The organism is Caldibacillus thermoamylovorans (genome assembly GCF_000751775.1).
Taxonomy (GTDB): domain Bacteria; phylum Bacillota; class Bacilli; order Bacillales; family Caldibacillaceae; genus Caldifermentibacillus; species Caldifermentibacillus hisashii.
On record NZ_CCRF01000061.1, the window covers coordinates 148,572 to 169,734 of the forward strand.

General features: G+C 37.0%; 21 protein-coding genes and 1 riboswitch. Of the genes, 2 read left to right on the top strand and 19 right to left on the bottom strand.

Annotated features, from left to right (window positions below; translation table 11 throughout):
• Positions 1–18 precede the first annotated feature (18 nt).
• Positions 19–990, top strand: coding sequence for an asparaginase (locus BT1A1_RS10125; RefSeq protein WP_034770690.1), 972 nt, complete (start codon positions 19–21; stop codon positions 988–990).
• Between the two features lie 264 nt (positions 991–1,254).
• On the opposite strand, the gene BT1A1_RS10130 is transcribed toward BT1A1_RS10125, so the two are convergent.
• From BT1A1_RS10130 to BT1A1_RS10165, 8 genes are all read right to left on the bottom strand, one after another.
• Complete coding sequence (locus BT1A1_RS10130) at positions 1,255–2,223, bottom strand: YpdA family putative bacillithiol disulfide reductase (protein ID WP_034770694.1); 969 nt, start codon at positions 2,221–2,223, stop codon at positions 1,255–1,257.
• Positions 2,224–2,423: 200 nt separating this feature from the next.
• Positions 2,424–3,701, bottom strand: a complete 1,278-nt coding sequence (locus BT1A1_RS10135) for a Glu/Leu/Phe/Val family dehydrogenase (protein ID WP_034770697.1) — start codon at positions 3,699–3,701, stop codon at positions 2,424–2,426.
• Between the two features lie 140 nt (positions 3,702–3,841).
• Entirely contained in the window at positions 3,842–4,429 is a 588-nt protein-coding gene (locus BT1A1_RS10140) for an adaptor protein MecA (RefSeq protein ID WP_034770699.1), read from the bottom strand.
• Positions 4,430–4,524: 95 nt separating this feature from the next.
• Entirely contained in the window at positions 4,525–4,980 is a 456-nt protein-coding gene (locus BT1A1_RS10145) for a YpbF family protein (protein WP_034770700.1), read from the bottom strand.
• 123 nt (positions 4,981–5,103) lie between these two features.
• A complete protein-coding gene (locus BT1A1_RS10150) occupies positions 5,104–5,400 on the bottom strand; it encodes a hypothetical protein (protein WP_051989097.1) in 297 nt (98 codons plus the stop codon).
• A 36-nt stretch (positions 5,401–5,436) separates the two neighbouring features.
• Complete coding sequence (locus BT1A1_RS10155; protein ID WP_034770703.1) at positions 5,437–6,027, bottom strand: CPBP family intramembrane glutamic endopeptidase; 591 nt, start codon at positions 6,025–6,027, stop codon at positions 5,437–5,439.
• A gap of 1 nt (position 6,028) precedes the next feature.
• A complete protein-coding gene (locus BT1A1_RS10160) occupies positions 6,029–7,519 on the bottom strand; it encodes a RecQ family ATP-dependent DNA helicase (RefSeq protein ID WP_034770705.1) in 1,491 nt (496 codons plus the stop codon).
• 28 nt (positions 7,520–7,547) lie between these two features.
• Positions 7,548–8,615 carry a YpbB family protein gene (locus BT1A1_RS10165; protein ID WP_034770707.1) on the bottom strand — a complete coding sequence of 356 codons (1,068 nt, stop codon included), beginning with the start codon at positions 8,613–8,615 and terminating at the stop codon, positions 7,548–7,550.
• Positions 8,616–8,828: 213 nt separating this feature from the next.
• Between BT1A1_RS10165 and BT1A1_RS10170 the strand changes: the two genes are divergently transcribed.
• Positions 8,829–9,077, top strand: a complete 249-nt coding sequence (locus BT1A1_RS10170) for a ferredoxin (RefSeq protein ID WP_034770710.1) — start codon at positions 8,829–8,831, stop codon at positions 9,075–9,077.
• Between the two features lie 55 nt (positions 9,078–9,132).
• Here the strand turns inward: BT1A1_RS10170 and BT1A1_RS10175 are convergent, their stop codons facing one another.
• The 11 genes from BT1A1_RS10175 to BT1A1_RS10225 all read right to left on the bottom strand — a co-directional run bounded on the left by BT1A1_RS10175 (position 9,133) and on the right by BT1A1_RS10225 (position 21,035).
• Positions 9,133–9,702 carry an ECF transporter S component gene (locus BT1A1_RS10175; RefSeq protein WP_034770713.1) on the bottom strand — a complete coding sequence of 190 codons (570 nt, stop codon included), beginning with the start codon at positions 9,700–9,702 and terminating at the stop codon, positions 9,133–9,135.
• Positions 9,703–9,859: 157 nt separating this feature from the next.
• Positions 9,860–9,996: riboswitch (FMN riboswitch) on the bottom strand.
• A 132-nt stretch (positions 9,997–10,128) separates the two neighbouring features.
• A complete protein-coding gene (locus BT1A1_RS10180; RefSeq protein WP_034770715.1) occupies positions 10,129–10,830 on the bottom strand; it encodes a peptidoglycan DD-metalloendopeptidase family protein in 702 nt (233 codons plus the stop codon).
• Between the two features lie 657 nt (positions 10,831–11,487).
• Positions 11,488–13,251, bottom strand: a complete 1,764-nt coding sequence (locus BT1A1_RS10185; protein WP_034770718.1) for an ATP-binding protein — start codon at positions 13,249–13,251, stop codon at positions 11,488–11,490.
• The gene (locus BT1A1_RS10190; RefSeq protein ID WP_034770721.1) at positions 13,248–13,964 is read right to left on the bottom strand and encodes a response regulator transcription factor; all 717 of its coding nucleotides are present in this window, start codon (positions 13,962–13,964) and stop codon (positions 13,248–13,250) included. The genes BT1A1_RS10185 and BT1A1_RS10190 overlap by 4 nt, the downstream gene beginning before the upstream one ends.
• Positions 13,965–14,218: 254 nt before the next feature.
• Positions 14,219–15,409 carry a c-type cytochrome biogenesis protein CcsB gene (gene ccsB, locus BT1A1_RS10195; protein WP_034770723.1) on the bottom strand — a complete coding sequence of 397 codons (1,191 nt, stop codon included), beginning with the start codon at positions 15,407–15,409 and terminating at the stop codon, positions 14,219–14,221.
• Positions 15,402–17,051: a cytochrome c biogenesis protein ResB gene (gene resB, locus BT1A1_RS10200; protein ID WP_034770726.1), complete on the bottom strand. Its 1,650-nt coding sequence runs from the start codon at positions 17,049–17,051 to the stop codon at positions 15,402–15,404. The genes ccsB and resB overlap by 8 nt, the downstream gene beginning before the upstream one ends.
• A gap of 17 nt (positions 17,052–17,068) precedes the next feature.
• Positions 17,069–17,596 carry a thiol-disulfide oxidoreductase ResA gene (gene resA, locus BT1A1_RS10205; protein ID WP_034770729.1) on the bottom strand — a complete coding sequence of 176 codons (528 nt, stop codon included), beginning with the start codon at positions 17,594–17,596 and terminating at the stop codon, positions 17,069–17,071.
• Between the two features lie 213 nt (positions 17,597–17,809).
• Entirely contained in the window at positions 17,810–18,541 is a 732-nt protein-coding gene (locus tag BT1A1_RS10210; protein ID WP_034770731.1) for a pseudouridine synthase, read from the bottom strand.
• A gap of 210 nt (positions 18,542–18,751) precedes the next feature.
• On the bottom strand, positions 18,752–19,288 hold the full coding sequence (locus BT1A1_RS10215) for a spore maturation protein (protein ID WP_034770733.1): 537 nt from the start codon (positions 19,286–19,288) through the stop codon (positions 18,752–18,754).
• Entirely contained in the window at positions 19,288–19,881 is a 594-nt protein-coding gene (locus BT1A1_RS10220) for a nucleoside recognition domain-containing protein (RefSeq protein ID WP_034770735.1), read from the bottom strand. The genes BT1A1_RS10215 and BT1A1_RS10220 overlap by 1 nt, the downstream gene beginning before the upstream one ends.
• Positions 19,878–21,035 carry a D-alanyl-D-alanine carboxypeptidase family protein gene (locus BT1A1_RS10225; protein WP_034770737.1) on the bottom strand — a complete coding sequence of 386 codons (1,158 nt, stop codon included), beginning with the start codon at positions 21,033–21,035 and terminating at the stop codon, positions 19,878–19,880. The genes BT1A1_RS10220 and BT1A1_RS10225 overlap by 4 nt, the downstream gene beginning before the upstream one ends.
• Positions 21,036–21,163 lie beyond the last annotated feature (128 nt).

The following is a 21,163-nucleotide window of genomic DNA, read 5'->3' on the forward strand; positions in this document are numbered from 1 at the left end:
GTTCACTTGGAGGATTTTATGAAGAAAATAGTTGTTATTCTTACTGGTGGAACGATATCAATGTATGAAGATGCGAATTCAAAATCTGTTAAGCCACATTTATCCAATCCATTATTAGATAAAGCTGATGAAATGGAAAAAATGGCCGATATCATTTTCGAAACTCCATTCAATCTTCCATCACCACATATTACACCAAAAGAGATGTTACAAATAAAGAAAATCATCGATCGTTATCTTGAAAAAGGTGGTGTTGACGGATTTGTCATTACCCACGGAACAGATACTTTGGAAGAGACAGCATACTTCTTAAATTTGACCATTGAAACCGATGTTCCGATCATTATTACCGGTGCAATGCGGTCAAGCAATGAAATTGGTACGGACGGATTTTATAACTTTTTAACATCGATTCGCACGGCGGTTCACGATCAAGCAAAAAGTAAAGGTGTTCTTGTCGTATTAAATGATGAAATCCATACCGCAAAAAATGTCACAAAAACACACACGAGTAATTTATCAACTTTCCAAAGTCCGCAATATGGACCGATAGGCATTGTTACAAAAAAAGAAATTGTTTTCCATTACCAGCCAAAATTGGAATCAAAGCTGTCAATTAAAGAGCTGACAAAGCGAGTTGAACTTGTCAAAGCATACGCCGGCATGGATGCATCACTTTTTTACTATCTAAGTCAAATGAGTATTGACGGTTTGGTTATCGAAGCACTCGGACAAGGCAATTTACCGCCGATGTGTTTGCCGGGGGTTAAAGCATTATTGGATAAAAAAATTCCAATTGTCCTGGTCTCCCGCTGTTTCAACGGTATTGTCGAGGATATTTATGCTTATGAAGGCGGTGGCGTCCAATTAAAACAATTGGGAATCATATTTTCAAACGGATTGAACGGTCAAAAAGCAAGAATCAAATTACAAATAGCTTTAGAAAAAACAAATGATCTTAAAAAAATTGAATCTTGGTTTCATGAATAGTTGCTTTCCTTTACTGATAATGTCGAAACTATATTCATACAACATAAACTAAGAGGATAGCATACTTTTCCTATCCTCTTCTCATTATCGTTACTAAGAAAATGCGATGTTTTGTAAGTAAGCTTTCTTATTGAATTAGACAATACCATCAGTCCACAAACAAACACCATTTTGTATACACTTAATTTTTCAAAAAGAACTATTGCTATCTGATCTTTTTTTAAGTAGTTTCTAACAGACAGGGCAGGTCCATTTTCCAAGAAATCATGAATTTAATCGTTTTTTTATTTCATTGGCAATTAAGTCCCCGTGAAATCGACCGTTTTCAATAAAAATTTCATTTGCATTGTTTCCGGCAGCAATCACACCGGCAATAAATATACCTTCCACATTAGTCTCCATGGTTTCTTCGTTAAAAAACGGCCGACCGGTTACCGGATCGATGGTTACCCCCATTTTAGTAAGGAAAAGATGATCCGGATGGTACCCTGTCATCGCAAAAACAAAATCATTAGCTATTTCTTCTCTTTTTCCGTCAACCTCATAGATAACTGAATTTGGAGTTATTTCAATTACATTCGCTTGAAACACCATCGCAATCTTTCCGTTTCTCACCATTGCCTCAAATTCAGGCAACACCCATGGTTTAATATGATTTGAATATTCGGAACCGCGGTACAAGACCGTTACTTTCGCTCCTGCTTGCTGAAGTGCCAAAGCCGCATCGACACTTGAGTTTTTACCCCCGATAACAACAACATTTTGGCCAAAGTAAGGATGTGCCTCTTTAAAATAATGGAATACTTTCGGTAATTCCTCGCCGGGTATATTCATATCGTTTGGGTGATCATAATACCCGGTCGCGATGATAATAAATTTTGCTTCATATCGATCCTTTGAGGTAGTTACGGTAAAAAGGTCTCCAGTTTTCCCCACCGATTCGACTGCTTCAAACGGTGCAATCCGCAGTTGTTTTATTTTGACCACTTCACGATAATATGCCAAAGCTTGATTGCGAGTCGGTTTGCGGTTTTCCGTAATAAAAGGAACACCGCCAATTTCCAATCGATCACTTGAGCTGAAAAAAGTTTGGTGTGTTGGAAATCGATAAATTGAATGAACAATATTTTCTTTTTCAATAATTAATGGGTTAATCCCAATTTCTTTTAAACGAATAGCTGCAGCTAACCCACAAGGACCACCGCCAACGATGATGCACTCCTCATAATGCATAGTAAATCCTCCTCAACAAGTTCATCTGATGTGACCGTTAATTTCTTTTAATCTAATGATAGGAGAATAAGGGCATTCTTTCAACATTAATTTAAAGCGAGTTACGTGGAGGTTTAAACTTAAATTAATGGAATAAGGCAATTCCAGCATCTGGAATTGCCTTATTCCATCAATTTTCGTACTTAAAAAAAATACAATGATTAGACCCAACCTCGAAAACGGCATGCTTCTGCTAATTTACGAACACCAACCATATAAGCAGCTAACCGCATATTTATTTTTCTGGTGGCAGCGGTATTGTAAACATTATTGAACGCTCTAACTATAATTTTTTCTAATTTCTCTTCTACTTCTTCTTCTGACCAGTAATATCCTTGATTATTTTGTACCCACTCAAAATAGGAAACGGTCACGCCCCCCGCTGAAGCTAACACATCAGGGACGATTAATTTTCCGCGTTCCGTTAAAATTTTTGTTGCTTCTAAAGTTGTCGGACCATTTGCGGCCTCAACAATAATATTTGCTTTAATACGATGTGCATTTTCTTCGGTGATCTGATTTTCGATTGCAGCCGGAATAAGTATATCGCAATCTAATTCCAGTAATTCCTGATTGGAAATCGTATTTTTAAATAAATTCGTTACCGTTCCAAAACTGTCTCTTTTATCCAGTAAATAATCTATATCCAAACCATCCGGATCATACAACGCACCGTAAGCATCAGAAATCCCGATTACTTTGGCACCGGCGTCATGCATGAATTTTGATAAAAAGCCGCCAGCATTACCGAAACCTTGAACGACAACACGGGCTCCTTCTAAATGAAATCCCTGCTTTTTGGCTGCTTCACGGATACAAATCGTAACACCTTTAGCCGTTGCAGAATCTCGTCCATGTGAACCGCCTAAAACTAACGGTTTCCCGGTAATAAAACCCGGTGAGTTAAATTCATCAATCCGGCTATATTCATCCATCATCCACGCCATGATTTGCGAATTAGTAAAAACATCCGGTGCCGGAATATCTTTTGTCGGACCGACCAACTGACTGATCGCTCTTACATAGCCGCGACTTAAAGCTTCCAACTCTCGAAATGACATTGTCCGTGGATCACAAACAATCCCGCCCTTTCCTCCACCATAAGGCAGGTCGACAATCCCACATTTTAAACTCATCCAAATGGACAGTGCCTTGACTTCCCGCTCAGTAACATTAGGATGAAAGCGGATTCCTCCCTTTGTCGGACCGACCGCATCATTATGTTGTGCCCGATAACCGGTAAAAACTTTCGTTGTACCGTTATCCATCCGAACCGGAATCTTTACTGTAATCATCCGGAGAGGTTCTTTTAACAATTCATATACGTCTTCTGAGTAACCTAATTTATCAAGTGCTTCACGTATTATCGTTTGCGTTGATGCTAATACATCATTTTTTTCTTCAGTATCGAAATGCTCTGAACCCTTTTGGGTGGTCATTTGTAAACCTCCTAATACACCGACAAATATTTGTTATTCAAAACTAAGTATACACAGAATTTAATATAATGCAAGAAAAATGACAGGGTTTGCAGGACTAAAGCAACATGAATCGATATGAGTCTCTTTTCATAAGAGACTCATAGATTTTGGAAATGTTTCATCAAGATTTGAATGGCAGATTCATTGATTAAACATCGTCCGTATTCTTCAAGAAATGCATATGTGATGGGGGAATTGTCCCCGTATTCAGAGAGGATTGAGGAGATTTGGTCAATTTTTGTTTCATCGTTAATCAGTAAATATAAATAGTAATGATTTTTATAGGTAAAAAGCGAGCCTCCCTGCCAAACCGGATAAATCCGGTGGGCAAATTGGAGCAAATTTTCTATATCTGTAAAAAGATATAAGAACTCTGCATTTACTTGAGTTGAGTCATTCCAATCTTGAGATTGAAATAGATCATTTTCAAAACTAAAATCATCATCCTCTTTTAACGTGAACGAAATAACCAACCCTTGAGTTTGAAGAGAATATACCTCTATGATAATTGTCCCTTCCATAAATTGTTCAAATTCCTCATAGGCTTCGTTTATCATATTGAAAAAGAGTTGATGCCATTTTAAAGAATTTTTATCCACATCATCCTCTGAAAGTCCAAGTTCCACCAATTCATCATATGTCAAAAAAATTTTTATTTGGTTTCCATCAATTCGCTCTAACCGCATAAGTTCGGCCTCCTGACTGTTGCAACTCCTATTGTATCGTATGAAAAATTTAATTATTTGTTCTTGGTACAGTCATAATTTCAGGAAACCGCTCCTCATTTATTTTCATGATACAAATTTATATCATATTTATTTTTCATCATTTCAAATACAAGATGGCGTTTTTCCCATCCTTCACCTTTCCATAAATCCGCACTTTTATCAATAATTTCGCAACGCAGCGCATGATATTCCTTTTCATATTTATCCATCTGCTTTTTCAAGACATTCATATATCCAAATAATCCAAACAAGGCGAATAAATAATACCCATTCTGTGAATTTGATACAAAAGCATTGAACATCTCAGCAGCCGAGTATGAATTTGGTTGGTAAACCGATATATATAAATAAATTCCGTACATAATAAATCCAAACACTGTTAACCAAACAACAATCAGATGACGTTTTTCATATTTATCAAACTTTCTTTTTCGCTTAACAACATTTTGCAACATTTCTTTTGTTGCTTCATCGGTCCAATCTTCCAAATTTTTAATAGCATCTTCCACAACAACCCAGCTCCCCCATACATAATATCTATATATTAAAAATATGGGCAAGCTGTACAACATATTCCTTGAGTTTTCCATTAAAAATCAGAGGGATGGAAAAATTCCCTCTGCTTGAACTCTCTATTCAAATTCAACTTGTTCAAAATGATCATCGTCTTTAACCGGATCTTCCTCTGAATGAAGAACATGATAATAGTAGATAAGACCTATCGTAATCGGTAATAGCAAAAAAATAAACGCTAAAATTTTTATTAAAGGATTTTGGATTTTCCTTTTTTTCTTTTTCTTCTTTTTGGCAGCTTCCCGTTTTTTCTTATGATACTCGCTCCGTGACGGCAAATGGGTAGCCATGATCGTCTCTTCTTGTTGTTGTTGAGACAATTTTCTCAATCGTTCTGCCTGATCCTGTTGCACCATTATCAGCCACTCCCTTAATTAAACATCCCAACCTTCTTATTTCTGTTTGGGGAGGTTTTTAAAATAAATAAATAGCCCTAATAAACAATCGATAACAAAGTGCATAAAAAACGAAACGGCCAGATTTCCTGTCCACTCATATATGAAACCGATAAAAAAACTTAATACCACGACATCAAAAAATAAAAATTTATTGAATAAATAACGGAAATGAACGAGTGCAAAAATAACACTTGCCGTGACAAGACCAAATTTCGTTTGCAAGACACCGCGAAACAATAATTCTTCACAAAACGCAACGAGCAGAGTCATGAAAATAATCGGAACAACACCACGATTTGTAAATAATCGTTCATTAATTCCCCCATCATCAAAATACGCTAAGGGTAAAAATTTCATTAATAAAAAATCAATGAAGACAACAAGCGTCCCTGCTCCTCCGCCAATTATGAGGATGGATTTGATGTTACTGAAATCGAATAATTGAAAGACGTCTAGGAAATCCGGAAAAAGAAAAAAGGCAAGGAGGACCGCAATAAAAAAAATTAGTGCTTGAGAAATGTAAAAATTTAATAAAAGTTCCTGATCGGACAATTGGTCAATCATTTGTTTTTGTCGATTTTTCACTTCATATCTCCATTTCTATCGAAAATAGTTCCGCCAGTCTATGTCGCCAATTAATCGGAAGAACCTGTTTCTTTAGTGCATTTGCTTGTTGATAACATGATAAATCGAGTCCACAATTATCGCAACAATTATCGTGTCTTTCTCTTTTTGTTTCCTGGAAGCTCATCAGCAATCGCTCTCGCCGACAACCTTCATATTCAATCCAATCTGTTATTTCTTGCAGTTTCACCTTTTTAATTGCCAGCCTTTCGTCAATAAATGAACGCAATTTCCTTTTAAAATCATTTTCGTCTTTACTATTTATATAAAACTTCCATAACAGTCGCCATTGTACTTCGGTATAACCTTCAGGGACTGCTGTTTTCTCCGGGACATTCCCGTCTATATTGTTGAGAAAATTTTTCAATCGTTGAATCCGTGAAAAATGGTCGATTTGAATATCGCTTGGATATTCGGATTCTAACAATTGTTGTTGTAGAAAGATATCGTCGTCCGCATAAAGCATAACAGCAATACTTTTTTCTCCATCTCGTCCGGCACGACCAATTTCCTGTAAATAAGATTCGAGATTGATCGGTGGATGAAAATGAATAATATAACGGACATTTTCTTTATTTACACCCATGCCAAATGCACTTGTTGCACACATTATTTTTAATTCATCATATAGAAATTGTTGTTGAAGTAATATCCGCATTTCTTGATCGATCCCGGAATGGTAAGCTGCCGCCGGGCCAAGAGAACGTTCATTCAACTCTTTTGCAACTTCATTTGCCAATTTTTTACTGGAAAAATATAAAATACCGGGGCCTGTTAATTGCTTGACCAGTTCAAACAAATGTTGTTTTTTTGTCTGATAATCTCGGACTTTGATTACTTGTAAAGCGATATTTGGCCGATCTACAGAATTAATATATTCCTCGGCATTTTCCATATGTAAGAACTTTTTAATATCATTTTGAACATCTTCCCGGGCAGTCGCTGTTAGTGCTAAGGTAACAGGATTTCCCAACTCGCGGCGAATCCGTCCCAGTTCAAGGTAATCAGGACGAAAATCATATCCCCACTGGGAAATACAGTGAGCTTCGTCAATAACTAATAAAGAAACTGGAACGGACTTTATTTTTTTAAAAATAAAATCGTTTTGGATTAATTCAGGCGAAATATATATAAATTTGTACTTGTGAACGTTCTGCAAAACCGATCGCCTTTCCTCCCTTGTTAAAAACGAATTGATGGCAACAACCCGTTTTTCACCGCGTATTTTCATCTGCTCAACTTGATCCTGCATGAGTGAAAGCAGCGGGGAAATAATTAAGACCATCCCTTTCATTAAGTAACCCGGCAGTTGGTAGCATAATGATTTCCCGGTTCCGGTTGGTAAAAGCGCCAACGTATCCTTTTCGTTCAAAATGGATTGAATAATTTCCTTTTGTCCTTTTCGAAACTGAGTATAAGAAAATTTTTCATATAAAATCTTTTCTAACTCCATTTTCCCACCTATTTTTTCCTAATCATAATTAAACATCTTTTTTGTCATTCATTTTGGATAAGACTAAGCGAATTGAAAAATAATCGATATCCGTCAAATAGTCTTTAATCGTTTTTAATTTTCTCGTATGTAAAAGGTTTACCGCTTCGGTTATTCGTTTTTGTGTTTCTGGTTTAACATAAGTTTTAATTGAGAATGCCGGATCCAGTAAAGCAATTTCAACGATATGGTCTTCAATGGTACTTTTCTTTAGTTTACGAAATTTCGCGATTTCCTCAACGTTCTTTCCATATTTTAAAAATTTATATGTTTCCCAACTTGAACTGGTTAAAGTCCACGGTGACTTTCGATCAGCGAGCAATGAAGAAAGGATTGGAAATTCACCTCTTTCATGCCAAATGGTTTTGATCATAAAATGAAGGCAGCTGCGAAATGCTAATAGGTAATATGTCTCGTCTACAGCAGCTTGTTTGGCAATTTGCGTTGAGGTGTAGCCCGGTTTTTGATAGCCGGTAAATCTCGCTACGATATAATCAGGATTTTCTCGGTTCTGTTCACAAATTTCAAAAATTGTAAAAAGTTCATGATATAAACGTAGTGATAATTGTTTTTTGTTATAAATTTGCCGCTTCTCTCCAAGCCAACGTTTCACCCAGTTTTGGATCGGATAGTCTCTAACAACCGGAATAAATTTCGTTTCACTATAGGCCCAATTAGTAAGTATTTGAATGAGTAGGGTTAGTCTTTGCCAAAAAAGTTGTTCAATTTTGTGAAATTGCCAACCATTTAAGTGGTCCGGTATCGGATATCCCGACATCAACTCGGAAAGTACTTTTTTGCCTGAATCAGTCAGCGTGACCGTTTTATCGGAAATAACTATTGACCCGGTTTTTTCTAATTTTTTCACTGTATCAATAAAAGCATCAGCGTCCATTTCCGGGTATACTGAGTAAAGATGTTGTAATGAATACCAAACTGCATCTTGTAATGTTTGTGTCGATTTTTTTCCGGTTAACAAATATTGGACAGCTTTAATAGATCGCTCACCTTTAAATTGGTATATACAGTACAAAATTAACGCATAAAAGTAGTTCACAGGTATCACCACCTTTATTTTACCATGAATTCGTTGGAAGGAATGGTTTTCTTTTCTCCCGGTAGATTTTCAACTAATTGTCAATAATCAACATGGTTGGATCATTTCCAGCTACAAATCTATTGAAAAGTCTTTGCCCGAGTTTTACAATGAAAGATGTCTTCCTTTCGTTCATGTAAAGAGAGACGAATAAATAAAGGAGGCTATAATGGAATGGGCAAATATACAATCGTTGACAAAGAAACATGTATCGCATGTGGTGCCTGTGGTGCTGCTGCTCCAGATATTTATGATTATGATGATGAAGGTATTGCATATGTAATACTTGACGATAATACCGGTACGAGTGAAGTACCTGAAATATTAGAAGACGATATGATGGATGCTTTCGAAGGCTGTCCGACTGATTCCATTCGTGTCAGTGATGAACCTTTTGATGGGGACCCGGACAAATTTGAGTAATGTATAAAAGGACCGATACTATTCGTATCGGTCCTTTTATGCTAATGTTTAATATCTATACCTGATTAAATGCAGACTGTTGTTTTTGAATCCAACTTTGCATCCTGATATATAATCCAAAGAAAACAGCGGATATTAATATTCCTTTTAGTAAATTAAACGGCAAAATCGCTTGAACAACTACTTCATTCGGCAAGTGGAAATTTAAAAAGTAGCCATACATCGGGATAAATACAAAATAATTCAGTACACTCATCACAAGTGCCGTAATCACACTGGCAGTTGCTAAAGCAATGGTTAAGCCTTTTGTCGTTTTAATTTTTAGATAAACAAAATACGTTGGCAAAATAAAACAGATTCCGGTAACAAAATTGGCAATATGACCAACCGGGACACCTGTTTCACTGCCGGTTGAAATTAAGTCCAATAAATTTTTAATTAACTCGATTAGTATTCCTGCTGCCGGTCCCATAATCATGGCCCCTATCAACGCAGGAATATCACTAAAATCAATTTTTAACCACGTTGGGAAACCCGGGAGCGGAAAGTTCAGGAGCATTAAAACATACGCGACTCCACTAAGCATTCCAATGGTTACAAAAGCTTTGACATTAAATTTTTTCATTTCTACCTCTCCTTTTTTGTGATTCATCACAAAAGAAAGAAGAAGAATTGGCTTCGATTTCTTCCTCACAATAAAACCCCGAGAAAAATTCCTCGGGGAGATTGTTTAATGGCAGGTTAAATAAACGTCCTGAAATGAAAACAGAACAAACCGAAACCTCCATCTTCTCCCATCCAGACTATACTGTCGGCTTTGGAATCTCACCAAATCCTGTCTAAAAATTAGACTCGCGGGCTTAAAGGATACACCCTTATTACCGCCGGTCGGGAATTTCACCCAGCCCCGAAGATGAACCATATTTATTTTTTATTTAATATACTATATAAAAACAAAATTGTAAAGTAGAAAAACCTACATCCTGCGTATTTTTAGTAAAAAGATAAAATGAAATGGATCTAAAACCTCCGAATGGCCGGGCAAGCTTTTCTACTGTTCCACCACTAATTGTTGGCCGGGTACAATAATTTCACTCTGTAAATCATTTAATTGTTTTATATCATGAACTGTTGTTTCGGACTTATTGGCAATTCCCCAAAGCGTATCACCGGATTTAACTGTGTACTTATCGGATAGCGTTTTACCCACTTCTACAGCTTTGGTAGGCATTGAACCGGCACTAACATGCTGGCCGATTTCCCCGATCCCGAAAATTTTTGTCGGGTCTATGGAGTTCTCTTTCGTTTCCGTCCATTCATTTTGATGTATTTCAAAATGCAAATGGGGGCCCGATGATTCACCAGTACTGCCCATCAATCCGATCTTCTGCCCTTTAGCAACCATTTGTCCTTCTTGCACTTCTCTTTTAGACAAATGGGCATAGACCGTTTCATAACCTGTTTCATGTTTAATAAACACAACATGACCATATGTATCAGAATAATATGATTTACTTACACGACCGTCATCGACAGATAATACCGGAGTCCCTGTTACATCGGCAATATCAATTCCTTTATGTTGACCATTCCTTGTGCCAAATACATCGGTAATAACACCGTCTGCAGGCCAAATCCATGACAGTTTCATCCCCTCAGCCCTTGCGATTGATTGCTTACTTCCGATAATAAGAATGGTGATAATTACCATCATAATTATGCCAAGCAGCAGTCTTTTTATATATTCAACCATTATTTTCCTCCTAAAATTAGTCATACTTTCGAACATTCTCAAATAGTGCTTGTCCAAAAAATGACAATAAAACCACATTACATTATTATGATTATTTCACCTAAGTTTATTCGGAAAAAATGAAAAAAATGTGAATGTCGATGGAAAAAATTGTTTTTGAATCATTTAACAATGATTAATATGGCATCTCATTTATGGTGTAACTGCATGTAAATCAATTAAATTTGGCGCAACAGGAACATCAGGCGTGCCATCAACAGAAAGCATCACGGTCTTGAAACGATGAAAAACGTTTTTTCGACGATCCTTCACGACCTAATGACCCGGCTTTTTCGGTTGCCATCTCCATCTTTGAATTTGCCTAATCATCTAGATAATCTGGATTAAATAATTTTCCAGCGAAAAAAATGACGAAAAGCAGACCGACGACCTTTGAGGTGGGGGTCTTACTTCCCGTTAAGGTGATAAAGTGAAACTTCCCGGAAATTTATACCCAAAAAGTATAAAAAAAGGGCGCCCATACATTCTAACTACTTTTATGATGGGAAAGCCCTTGTATTTAAGTGTAACGCATAAAAACTGGCTGCTAACTGGCCGCCGCCGCTTTTCTATGTTCCGTATGAAACAAGATTTATCGGCAAATATTTACAACTTTCTTTAATTTTCATGTGGTAAAACGAAAACAAATGTCGTACCTTGGCCGATTTTACTTTTTACATAAATCGTTCCATGATGGGCATCAATAATGTTTTTAACAATGGCCAGCCCAAGACCGGTTCCGGATCTGCCTCTCGTTCTCGCTTTATCGGCTTTATAAAATCGTTCAAAGACAAACGGAAGATCTTCTTCAGGAATGCCGGACCCATTATCGGACACTTCAACTTGCAGCCCTTTTTCACTATCTTTTACAATGATTCGGACCAGACCGTCTTCATGTGTATGGCGAATTGCATTATCCACTAAATTCGTCAGTACTTGCTCGATACGATCCGGATCAAACGTATAAACTTTTTTCATTGTTTCTACTTGTATTTCTAATCGGACATTACTAACCTTTGCAACCCCCATAAACTTTTTAGAGATTCGCTCAATGAATGGTTTTATTTCAACATTTTCTTTGTACAGGCGCATTTGACCCGATTCTAACCTCGCCAAGTCGAGCAACTCATTAACTAGCCGCCCCATACGCTGAGATTCCTCATTAATAACCGTGGTAATTTCTTTTCGCTCTTGTTCACTGGCGGCAATATCATCCATCAGCGCCTCACTGTACCCTTGCAACATGGCAATAGGGGTTCTTAATTCATGAGAGACATTTGCAATAAAATCTTTCCTGAGTTTATCCAGTTTTCTTTCTTCAGTCATATCACGCAATACTGCAACTGCACCACGAATCGATTGTTCATCAAATTGAGGCGTAACAATAACTGTCCAATATTTCCCTTGAAAAGAAATTTCTCCTGTTTGTTCTGTTTCATTCGCAACCGCATCGTTAATCAGGTTGATTAATTTTTGCGGTATTTTGGAAGTATCATTATTAATTTCTTGTTCTTTTTCCCATGCTTTAATAAATTGTTGTGCCGGCGGATTCGTAACGATGATTTCCCCTGCTTTATTAAAGGTAATCACTCCGTCAGCCATACTGCTTAAAATACTTGATAATTGCTCTTTTTCCTGTTTTAATGCGGTCACATTAATCTTCAATTGTTTCCGCATTTGATTAAATGTTTTCGCCAATTCACCGATCTCATCACGTGTTAAAATCGGTACTTTTACATCAAATTTTCCTTTCGCGACTTCGGCAGCAGATTCACGCATTTTCCGAAGCGGGGCAGTAATTCTCGTTGACAAGAAAAACGCAAAAACGGTTGTTAAGATAAAGGCAATTAAAGCAGACCACATAATAATTTTATTAGTGGCTTTCATTGTATCATTCATGACATCTAATGACTGGTATATAAATACAGCACCTTTTTGATTGGAAAATTTATCCAGCGGTACGCCAATCATTAATGCTTGATCGACATTGCCCGTTTCCGAGGATAATTGTATTTCTTTTTTGACTGTTTTGTTACCAGTGAAAACTTTTTTAAATACAGGATCATTGTAAAAATAGTTTAAAGTAAATTTTTCAGCATCATCTTGTTGTGAATAGTAAATATGATCCTCATCGGTAATAATAATTGCGTTTGTTACATCATCCAACAATTCCCAGGCAACTTCCAAACCAAATTCCAAATCGTCATGCCTCTCAAGATTAACCGCAATCCTGTAAGCCGTATTCGTCAAAGAATCTGTTGCTCGTTCACCAACAAAATCATTGAAAAATCGAATGATTAAAACTAATAACACAAATAAAACAACGAAAACGAGCAATAATATCGTTGCCCAAAGTTTTAAGACAACACTATTCCATTTCATTCATGAACGACCTCGAACTTATATCCCACGCCCCAAACCGTTACAATCATTTTTGCCGCTTCTTCCGACACTTTACTTAATTTTTCCCGTAAACGCTTGACATGGGTGTCGACGGTGCGCAAGTCCCCGAAAAATTCATAATGCCAAACTTCCTTTAATAATTGCTCTCGGTCAAATACTTTATCAGGGGTTTTGGCCAAAAAATACAGCAAATCATATTCCTTAGGAGTTAAACTTACTTCTTTTCCGTTTGCCAATACACGATGCGCATCATGATCTATTGTTAAATGTGGGAATACTAGGACATTCTTTGCTGTTGTATCTGTTTGTAAAAAGCCTGTTACAGACGATCTTCTTAAAAGTGCCTTTACGCGAAGAACAACTTCTCGCGGACTAAACGGTTTGACAATGTAATCATCTGTACCGACTTCAAAGCCTTGAACCCGGTTTGCCTCCTCACCTTTTGCCGTCAACATAATGATTGGTGTTGCTTTCTTATCTCGGATTTCCCGACAAACGTCTATGCCGTCTCTTCCGGGTAGCATTAGATCAAGTATGATCAAATCATAATCATTTGCCAGTGCTTTTTCTAAAGCTTCGTTTCCTTCTTGTGCTTCATCGATCAAATAATTTTCCCGCTCTAAATACATTTTCAATAATCTTCTAATCCGTTCTTCATCATCAACAATTAAAATTTTCACTTCTTGTTCCATAAGGTTAACCCTCCTTACCAACATTGTACAAAAATCGACAACTTTTTTCTATATGTATTTCACGATTACAAAAGTGACCAAAAAACTTTTTGTCACTACTAGTATAAATGTTCCCATAAAAAAAGTCTCCAATAATGAATAATGGAGACCGCCAAAATGTGACAAATACGTCACATTTCACTTATTTCATTCAAAAAACTTTTACATATAGAATCAAAATTCACTGTTCTTATCAATAATTTTTAATAGGACGATCACACATAGGCATGTAATCCGGCAATAATCAGGTTGACAAAAACAAGATTAAACATAATGATGCCAAATCCGATGACCGCAAGCCAGGCTGATTTTTCACCATGCCAACCTTTAGAAAGGCGTAAATGAAGAAAAGCAGCGTAGAAGAGCCAAGTGATCAATGCCCATACTTCTTTTGGATCCCATGCCCAAAACCTGGTCCACGCAATTTGGGCCCAAATCATCGCAAAAACGAGTCCGCCGAGTGTAAATACAGGAAATCCGATCAATACTGATCGATAGCTGATTTCATCGAGAAAATCGGCATTAATTTTTTTCACAAACGGATGAAATAGCCGGGCTGCCTTTTTCCTTGTTATTAAGCGAATCAATATATAAAGAACCGTGCCTGCAATAAAGGACCAAATAACTGTATTAAATTTTTGTGCTTCAAGGATTGCAGGCATTTCCAAGATTGGTTCCATTCTTCCTGCTGTTAACAAGTTCCATTCATTGGGTCCCAAAATTGCAGGTAAAGTATATTTTAATGTGGAGGTATTTCCTTCTTTATCCACCCATTCAAAAACAGCTTGATAGTTCATTATTGAAAAAACCAATTTAATCATGATAAATCCAATAACGGCATTGATACAGTATAAGATCATTTCCAAAAAAAATTGTTTCTTTGGAGGTGCTGATGCGTCAATCGTTTTGATTAAATAAATTAATCCGGCAATAAAACTAATCGACAAAATTGCTTGTCCGGCTGCGGTTGTCATCACATGAATGGGCAGCCAATAACTTTGTAATGCCGGGATAAGCGGCGTTACATCTTTCGTAAACATGCTGCCATAAGCGATGATGATTAAAACAATCGGCAGGGTAAACAAACCGAGAACGGTGGATCGATAAATTGAATAAATGATAATAAAGGCTCCCACCATCATAATGCTAAAAAACGTAATAAATTCAAACATATTGCTAACAGGTGCATGTCCTGCCGCAATCCACCTTGTAATAAAATAACCGAGTTGAGAAATAAATCCCAAAATCGTGAGCGTCATAGCGATTTTTCCGCTTCGAACCGGTTTATTCTGATAAGGACTGCCTTCTAACCCTTTTTTCTGTCTAATCGCTCCCCCAAAAAATAAAATTGCTACCAAATAGAAAACAAAAGCTGCAAATAATAAATTGCCGCTCAGTTCAACCAACTGACTTCCCCCCTTGTCCTTCCATGGCTTTCTTTTCTTTTAACAAAGTTTGATCAACGGGAACTGGAATTTTTGTTCCGTGAACGATCGTTTCAATCTCCTTTGCAAAACCGTACCAATTTTTATTTGTATGACCGGCTAACAAAATGACTCCGTTTTCTTGTTTCAACCAGATCCTGCGATGGTACCAGAACGAACCCTGCGCAACACCAATCAAAAATATTACGCCGCCCAACGCAATAATCGGCAAAGTTAAATCTTTTCTGACCGTCAATCCACTATAATTCACAGTATCTACTGATTTGAAAGTCATTTTATATTTATTTTCACCCATCGGTTCGATCGTCTGTTGAATGGCAGCAAAACTAACTTCTCCTTGTGGTTTGTCCGGTGTAACCATTTTAAAAGCAAAAGCCGGATTTACCGGTTTACTCGATTTTGTTGAAGGTTCACCATCTACTATTTGAAAATCAGGAAAATAGCTCATTAACTCAACGTGATAACCGTTACCTAAATCATAGTTTTCCTCAGGATTTGTTAAATCAATCGTAATGTCCCCAAATGTTTGTCCGCTTTCTTTATCGGTTAATGAAAATGTCATTTTTGCAATTTCGTTCAAGCGATAACTTGATTGATAGATAGCATATTGATCAAATTTTAATGGTTTATTCACTTGAATCTGGTAATCTTCCAATTTATGTAATTTCGGTTTCTCCCCGGGTAATGACTCTTCTGCTTTATATAACGTAATATTAGACTGGTAGTTTTTGACAACCCCACCTTTTTGGTTAAGCGCTTCCTTATATACTTCACCATCGGATTCATCATATAGTTCCAAAATAAATTGGTGATTCGTAAGATAGTATTCTTTATTTGTACCGGGGATTGCCAACGTATCGCCTTCTTTAATCCATAACGCTTCATTTACGTAAAATCCCGGTGCAAAACGAAGCATAGCTCCAATGAGAAAAATAATTAATCCAATATGATTGATATAAGGGCCCCATCTGGAAAACCTGCCCTTTTCCGCCAGCAAATTCCCGTTTTCTTCCATCACGTTATAACGTTTTTTCGTTAATCTTTCTTTTACTATCTCAATATCTCCAACGGTATTATCAATCTGTTTTTCACTATATAGTCGTTGCCGTTTTAAAAACCCGGAATTGCGAGTGACTTTTTGATTTTTCAATGCTTTGTACAGAGGGATAACCCGGTCCAGACTACAAATGACTAACGAAACACCAATGGAAGCAATCAGTAATAAGTACCACCAAGATCCGTATAAATCATGGAAACCAAGCGTATAATAAATTTTCCCAAACCAGCCATATCTTTCCTCATAATATTGATTCACCGGTATTTGTATCGACAAATTTCCTTCCTGCGGTAAAACGGTTCCGATAATTGAAGCAATTAGCGTAACGACGATTAAGGTTACTCCGACTTTCACTGATGAAAAAAAATTCCACACTTTATCAATAATCGTTTTGTTATATGTTTGGGATCTTCTTGCACTCCCTTCATATCTCATATCCAGCAGTTCATTTTGATTCATCTTTTCGTCTAATATTTTTCCGCATGCTTCACAAAGAATGGTTCCATGGGGGTTGATATGACCGCATTCACACTTTACTTTTTCCATGAACTTCCCCCCTCATTTTACGGTTTAATCCGCTCCATATAGTTTTTTATCATGTCTTCTGTTAAGGATTGTTCAATATAATCGACTATTTTACCATCAGGACTAATTAGAAAAGTTGCCGGTAAAGGATAGATACCGTATGCTTTTTGAACTTCACCCGTGTGATCAACGACAATTGGAAATGATAATTGATATTGTTTGGCAAATGTTTCAATCGCTAAATTCGTTTCTCCTGCATTAACAGCGATAATCTCTACCCCTTGGTCCTTATATTGCTGATATTGATTTTCCATGTAGGGCATTTCTGTTTTACACGGCTTACACCAAGTTCCCCAAAAATTTAAAAATACACCTTTGCCACGATAATCAGACAAACGATGTTCATTTCCCTCTAAATCTTTTAACACAAAATCCGGTGCTTCTTCTCCTACAGCTGCCGTTTTTCGTGTATCTTTCGTTAAATTGGCATACAATGTATAAAAAATTGCTGCCAATAGCACCGTTAGGATGATTGTTCTGAGAGCGAGTCTTCGCTTTTTTTTCATATGAAACCCCTCCCATTTTTTGTATGATTATACCATTTTTGCAGAATAATATTATCCTATAAATATGAACTTTTTGTGACATGGCTAAAATAAATATTCAAAGACTATTCAACATTTCTGCCGTTTTTTACATTTTTTTGACAGGAAGACATCCTACAGGTTGGCTTCAACTTTCGGATGTCCCAATTTCGCTGGAATATGATTCCTTCATGATTAATAAGACGGTCCGCTTTTCGCTAAGGCAATTAATTGTTTTACTTCATGGGGCGTCAGCGGTCGATATTCCCCGGCTGTTAATCCGTGTAAAGTTAAAAAGGCGAAACTTTCCCGCTTTAATTTCATTACCGGATAGCCAATTTGCTCAAACATTCTTCTGACTTGGCGATTTCTTCCTTCATGAATGGTGATTTCAATGATTGCACTGTTCTTTTTCCGATCCCCGGATAAAAATTTTACTTTTGCCGGACGAGTTAATCCATCTGCCAACCGAACCCCTTTTTGCAGTTTTTTTAAATCTTCCCGGCTCGGTATGCCTTTTACTTTGGCAATATATGTTTTATCAATTTCGTATTTTGGATGTGTCAAAAGATTTGCAAACCCGCCATCATTGGTCAACAGTAATAAACCGGAAGTATCGTAATCAAGTCTGCCAACCGGATAAATTCGTTTATTTATCTCCGGGAAAAAATCGAGTACAGTTTTTCGGTTTTTATCGTCACTAACTGCCGAAATAACCCCTCTAGGTTTATAAAGTAAAAAGTAAACGGGTTCCTCTTGTTCAATTTTAATTCCATTTACTTCAATATAATCTTTTGAACTAACCTTTAAACCCAATTCCGTTACCACTTTCCCATTAACAGTTACTTTCCCTTGTTTTATGAGTTCTTCAGCTTTTCTTCTTGATGCAACACCTGCGTGGGCAATAACTTTTTGTAGTCTTTCCAAATAGTGGACACTCCTTTAATTTATTGTAAACATTTTGGTTTATATGGTAAAAGATAATGCATATCCATTATACCTATATATGTACAAATACGATAATATTATCCTGCCAGAATTATGCCATAAATATAATTGAAAAACAAAGAAAATACAAATGGGGCCATAAATAGAAATAAGACCGGATAATCATGATCCGGTCTCGTTCGCATCTTTTTATTGCATTCCGAAAAAAATAGTAACAACAATTATGCTGGCAATATATCCGATTAAATCTGCCATCAGTCCGATTTTTAAAGCATCGCCCATTTTCTTGATTCCCACGGCACCGAAATAAACGGTTAAAATATAAATAGTCGTATCTGTACTGCCTTGCATAACTGATGCAAGTCTGCCAATAAAAGAATCCGGCCCATAGGTAGCAATTAAGTCACTCGTTACACCGAGAGCAGCATTTCCGGAGATCGGACGCAAAATAGCCAGCGGGATGATTTCCGGCGGGACTCCGATTCGCTCGAGAACCGGACGGAGTAGCCCGACAAAAAATTCCAATGCACCGGAGGCACGAAAAATGGAAATAGCGACCAACATGCCGACTAAAAAAGGAATGATGGAAATCGCTATTTTAATCCCTTCTTTGCCGCCTTCAACAAATGTTTCATATGTTGGCACTTTTTTCCATGTGCCGTGTATTAAAATAAAGCCAATCAAGATTGGTATCATCCATAATGAGATCGTGGAAATGATTGCCATTATTTCACCCGATTTCTCTTTTTTCGATTATACATAAACCGGTCAATAAAAATTGCACAAACTGTTGCGAAAACAGATGCAATAATAGTGGGAAGAACAATTTCTGCCGGTGATGCGGAGTCATAATTCATTCGAATCGATAATACGGTTGTCGGAATAATTGTAATACTTGCCGTATTAATGACTAAAAAGGTAATCATGGAACGGGATGCCTCGCTTTTCCCGCCATTCAATTCTTTTAACTCCTCCATTGCTTTAATTCCCAGTGGAGTTGCGGCATTCCCCAGTCCGAACATATTCGCTATCATATTTGATAAAATATAGCCCATGACCGGGTGATCATCCGGTATATCAGGAAAAATTTTTTTAATGATTGGGCGAAAAACATTAGCGAGCTTGTCTAGTAATCCGGACGCTTGGGCAATGCGCATCAAACCGAGCCAAAATACGAGAATACTAATAAAACCAATACATAATGTTACTGCCTCCCCGGCCCCTTGAAAAATCGCTTTATTCACTTCATCCATGGTCCCGTTAAACATGGCAAAGACAATGCCAATGACAATCATCAACACCCAAATTAAGTTAATCATAATTTTGCTCCTACCACAGAACTGAATAGTTGTTTAAAAGAGTCAAAGAAAGACGGCTCTTGTTTGTTTTCATGGTCATAATAAATAGGCATTGTATGAATGAGTTCATCATGAAAATAAATTTCGGTTTTCCCAATGACTTCCGGAATTTTATCTGTATTCTTTTTCCATTCTTTTTTCGGTTTTATAAGACGGTAATGAACGTGAAACGACTCCTTTTCGTCCTCGTTAATCGGATAGACATATTCATGTGCGATATATGCATGTTTTTTATAGATTTTTTTTGTTATCTTATCAATCGTTCCATCCGGTACAATGACTTGATAATCATAATGATCAAATACATATTCAAACATTTGAATATGCTCGGTCCAATCCGTTTGCGATGGAGTATTTAATGTGACAGCGATCAGATCCATTCCATTTTTTGAAGCAGTGGATACTAATGTTCTATGTGCTTTTTTTGTATACCCGGTTTTCCCGCCTGTCGAATATTTGTACAATTCAGTTAATAACCGATTTTTATTTGTCCATTTTCGCTTCCATTCACTATCCGGGTTCGGTGCGTAGTGGACTTTTGTACCGGATATTTTTCGAAATTCTTCATTTTCCATGGCATATTTTGTTAAAATAGCCATATCATAGGCACTTGAATAATGGTCTTGATCTTCTAGACCATGAGGATTGGCAAAATGCGTGTTCTCCATTCCGATTTGGGCCGCTTTTTCATTCATCATAAAAACAAATCCGTCCACACTTCCCCCCACATGTTCAGCAATTGCAACTGCAGCATCATTCCCGGAACGCAACATTAAGCCATAAACGAGGTCTCTTAATTTGATTTTTTCACCCGGTTTTAAGTAGACGGAGGATCCTTCCGCTCTTGTCGCTTTTTTACTGACAGTTACTGTTTCTCCCATTTTATTAGATTCAATTGCCAGAATAGCCGTCATGATTTTTGTAATACTGGCGATTTTCCTTTTTTCATGCGCATTCTTTTCAAAAAAGACGCGACCTGTTTTCTGGTCCATCACAATCGCACTATATGAACTGACATTTATTTCATTCGCATACGTATGTATAGGAGGAGTTACATTTACGATCATCGTGATGAAAATTACCAAAATCAGGAACCGTCTGCAGCGTACCCACATACTTGTCCATCGACTCCTTTTACGTTTTGTACAAGTTTATGGCCGAATGGTACAAGTTATGATAAAAAGTTAAAAAATGGGCAAATGCTACTTTTTCTTTAAAATATAAAAGGCCGGAGCTCTTATGA

Bases quoted from the DNA above. Each gene is read 5' to 3' on its own strand.
- BT1A1_RS10125 (WP_034770690.1), top strand. From the start codon at position 19: ATGAAGAAAATAGTTGTTATTCTTACTGGTGGAACGATATCAATGTAT.
- BT1A1_RS10130 (WP_034770694.1), bottom strand. From the start codon at position 2,223: ATGCATTATGAGGAGTGCATCATCGTTGGCGGTGGTCCTTGTGGGTTA.
- BT1A1_RS10135 (WP_034770697.1), bottom strand. From the start codon at position 3,701: ATGACCACCCAAAAGGGTTCAGAGCATTTCGATACTGAAGAAAAAAAT.
- BT1A1_RS10140 (WP_034770699.1), bottom strand. From the start codon at position 4,429: ATGCGGTTAGAGCGAATTGATGGAAACCAAATAAAAATTTTTTTGACA.
- BT1A1_RS10150 (WP_051989097.1), bottom strand. From the start codon at position 5,400: ATGGTGCAACAGGATCAGGCAGAACGATTGAGAAAATTGTCTCAACAA.
- BT1A1_RS10160 (WP_034770705.1), bottom strand. From the start codon at position 7,519: ATGGAGTTAGAAAAGATTTTATATGAAAAATTTTCTTATACTCAGTTT.
- BT1A1_RS10170 (WP_034770710.1), top strand. From the start codon at position 8,829: ATGGGCAAATATACAATCGTTGACAAAGAAACATGTATCGCATGTGGT.
- BT1A1_RS10175 (WP_034770713.1), bottom strand. From the start codon at position 9,702: ATGAAAAAATTTAATGTCAAAGCTTTTGTAACCATTGGAATGCTTAGT.
- BT1A1_RS10180 (WP_034770715.1), bottom strand. From the start codon at position 10,830: ATGGTTGAATATATAAAAAGACTGCTGCTTGGCATAATTATGATGGTA.
- BT1A1_RS10185 (WP_034770718.1), bottom strand. From the start codon at position 13,251: ATGAAATGGAATAGTGTTGTCTTAAAACTTTGGGCAACGATATTATTG.
- BT1A1_RS10190 (WP_034770721.1), bottom strand. From the start codon at position 13,964: ATGGAACAAGAAGTGAAAATTTTAATTGTTGATGATGAAGAACGGATT.
- resB (WP_034770726.1), bottom strand. From the start codon at position 17,051: ATGGAAAAAGTAAAGTGTGAATGCGGTCATATCAACCCCCATGGAACC.
- resA (WP_034770729.1), bottom strand. From the start codon at position 17,596: ATGAAAAAAAAGCGAAGACTCGCTCTCAGAACAATCATCCTAACGGTG.
- BT1A1_RS10215 (WP_034770733.1), bottom strand. From the start codon at position 19,288: ATGGCAATCATTTCCACGATCTCATTATGGATGATACCAATCTTGATT.
- BT1A1_RS10220 (WP_034770735.1), bottom strand. From the start codon at position 19,881: ATGATTAACTTAATTTGGGTGTTGATGATTGTCATTGGCATTGTCTTT.
- BT1A1_RS10225 (WP_034770737.1), bottom strand. From the start codon at position 21,035: ATGTGGGTACGCTGCAGACGGTTCCTGATTTTGGTAATTTTCATCACG.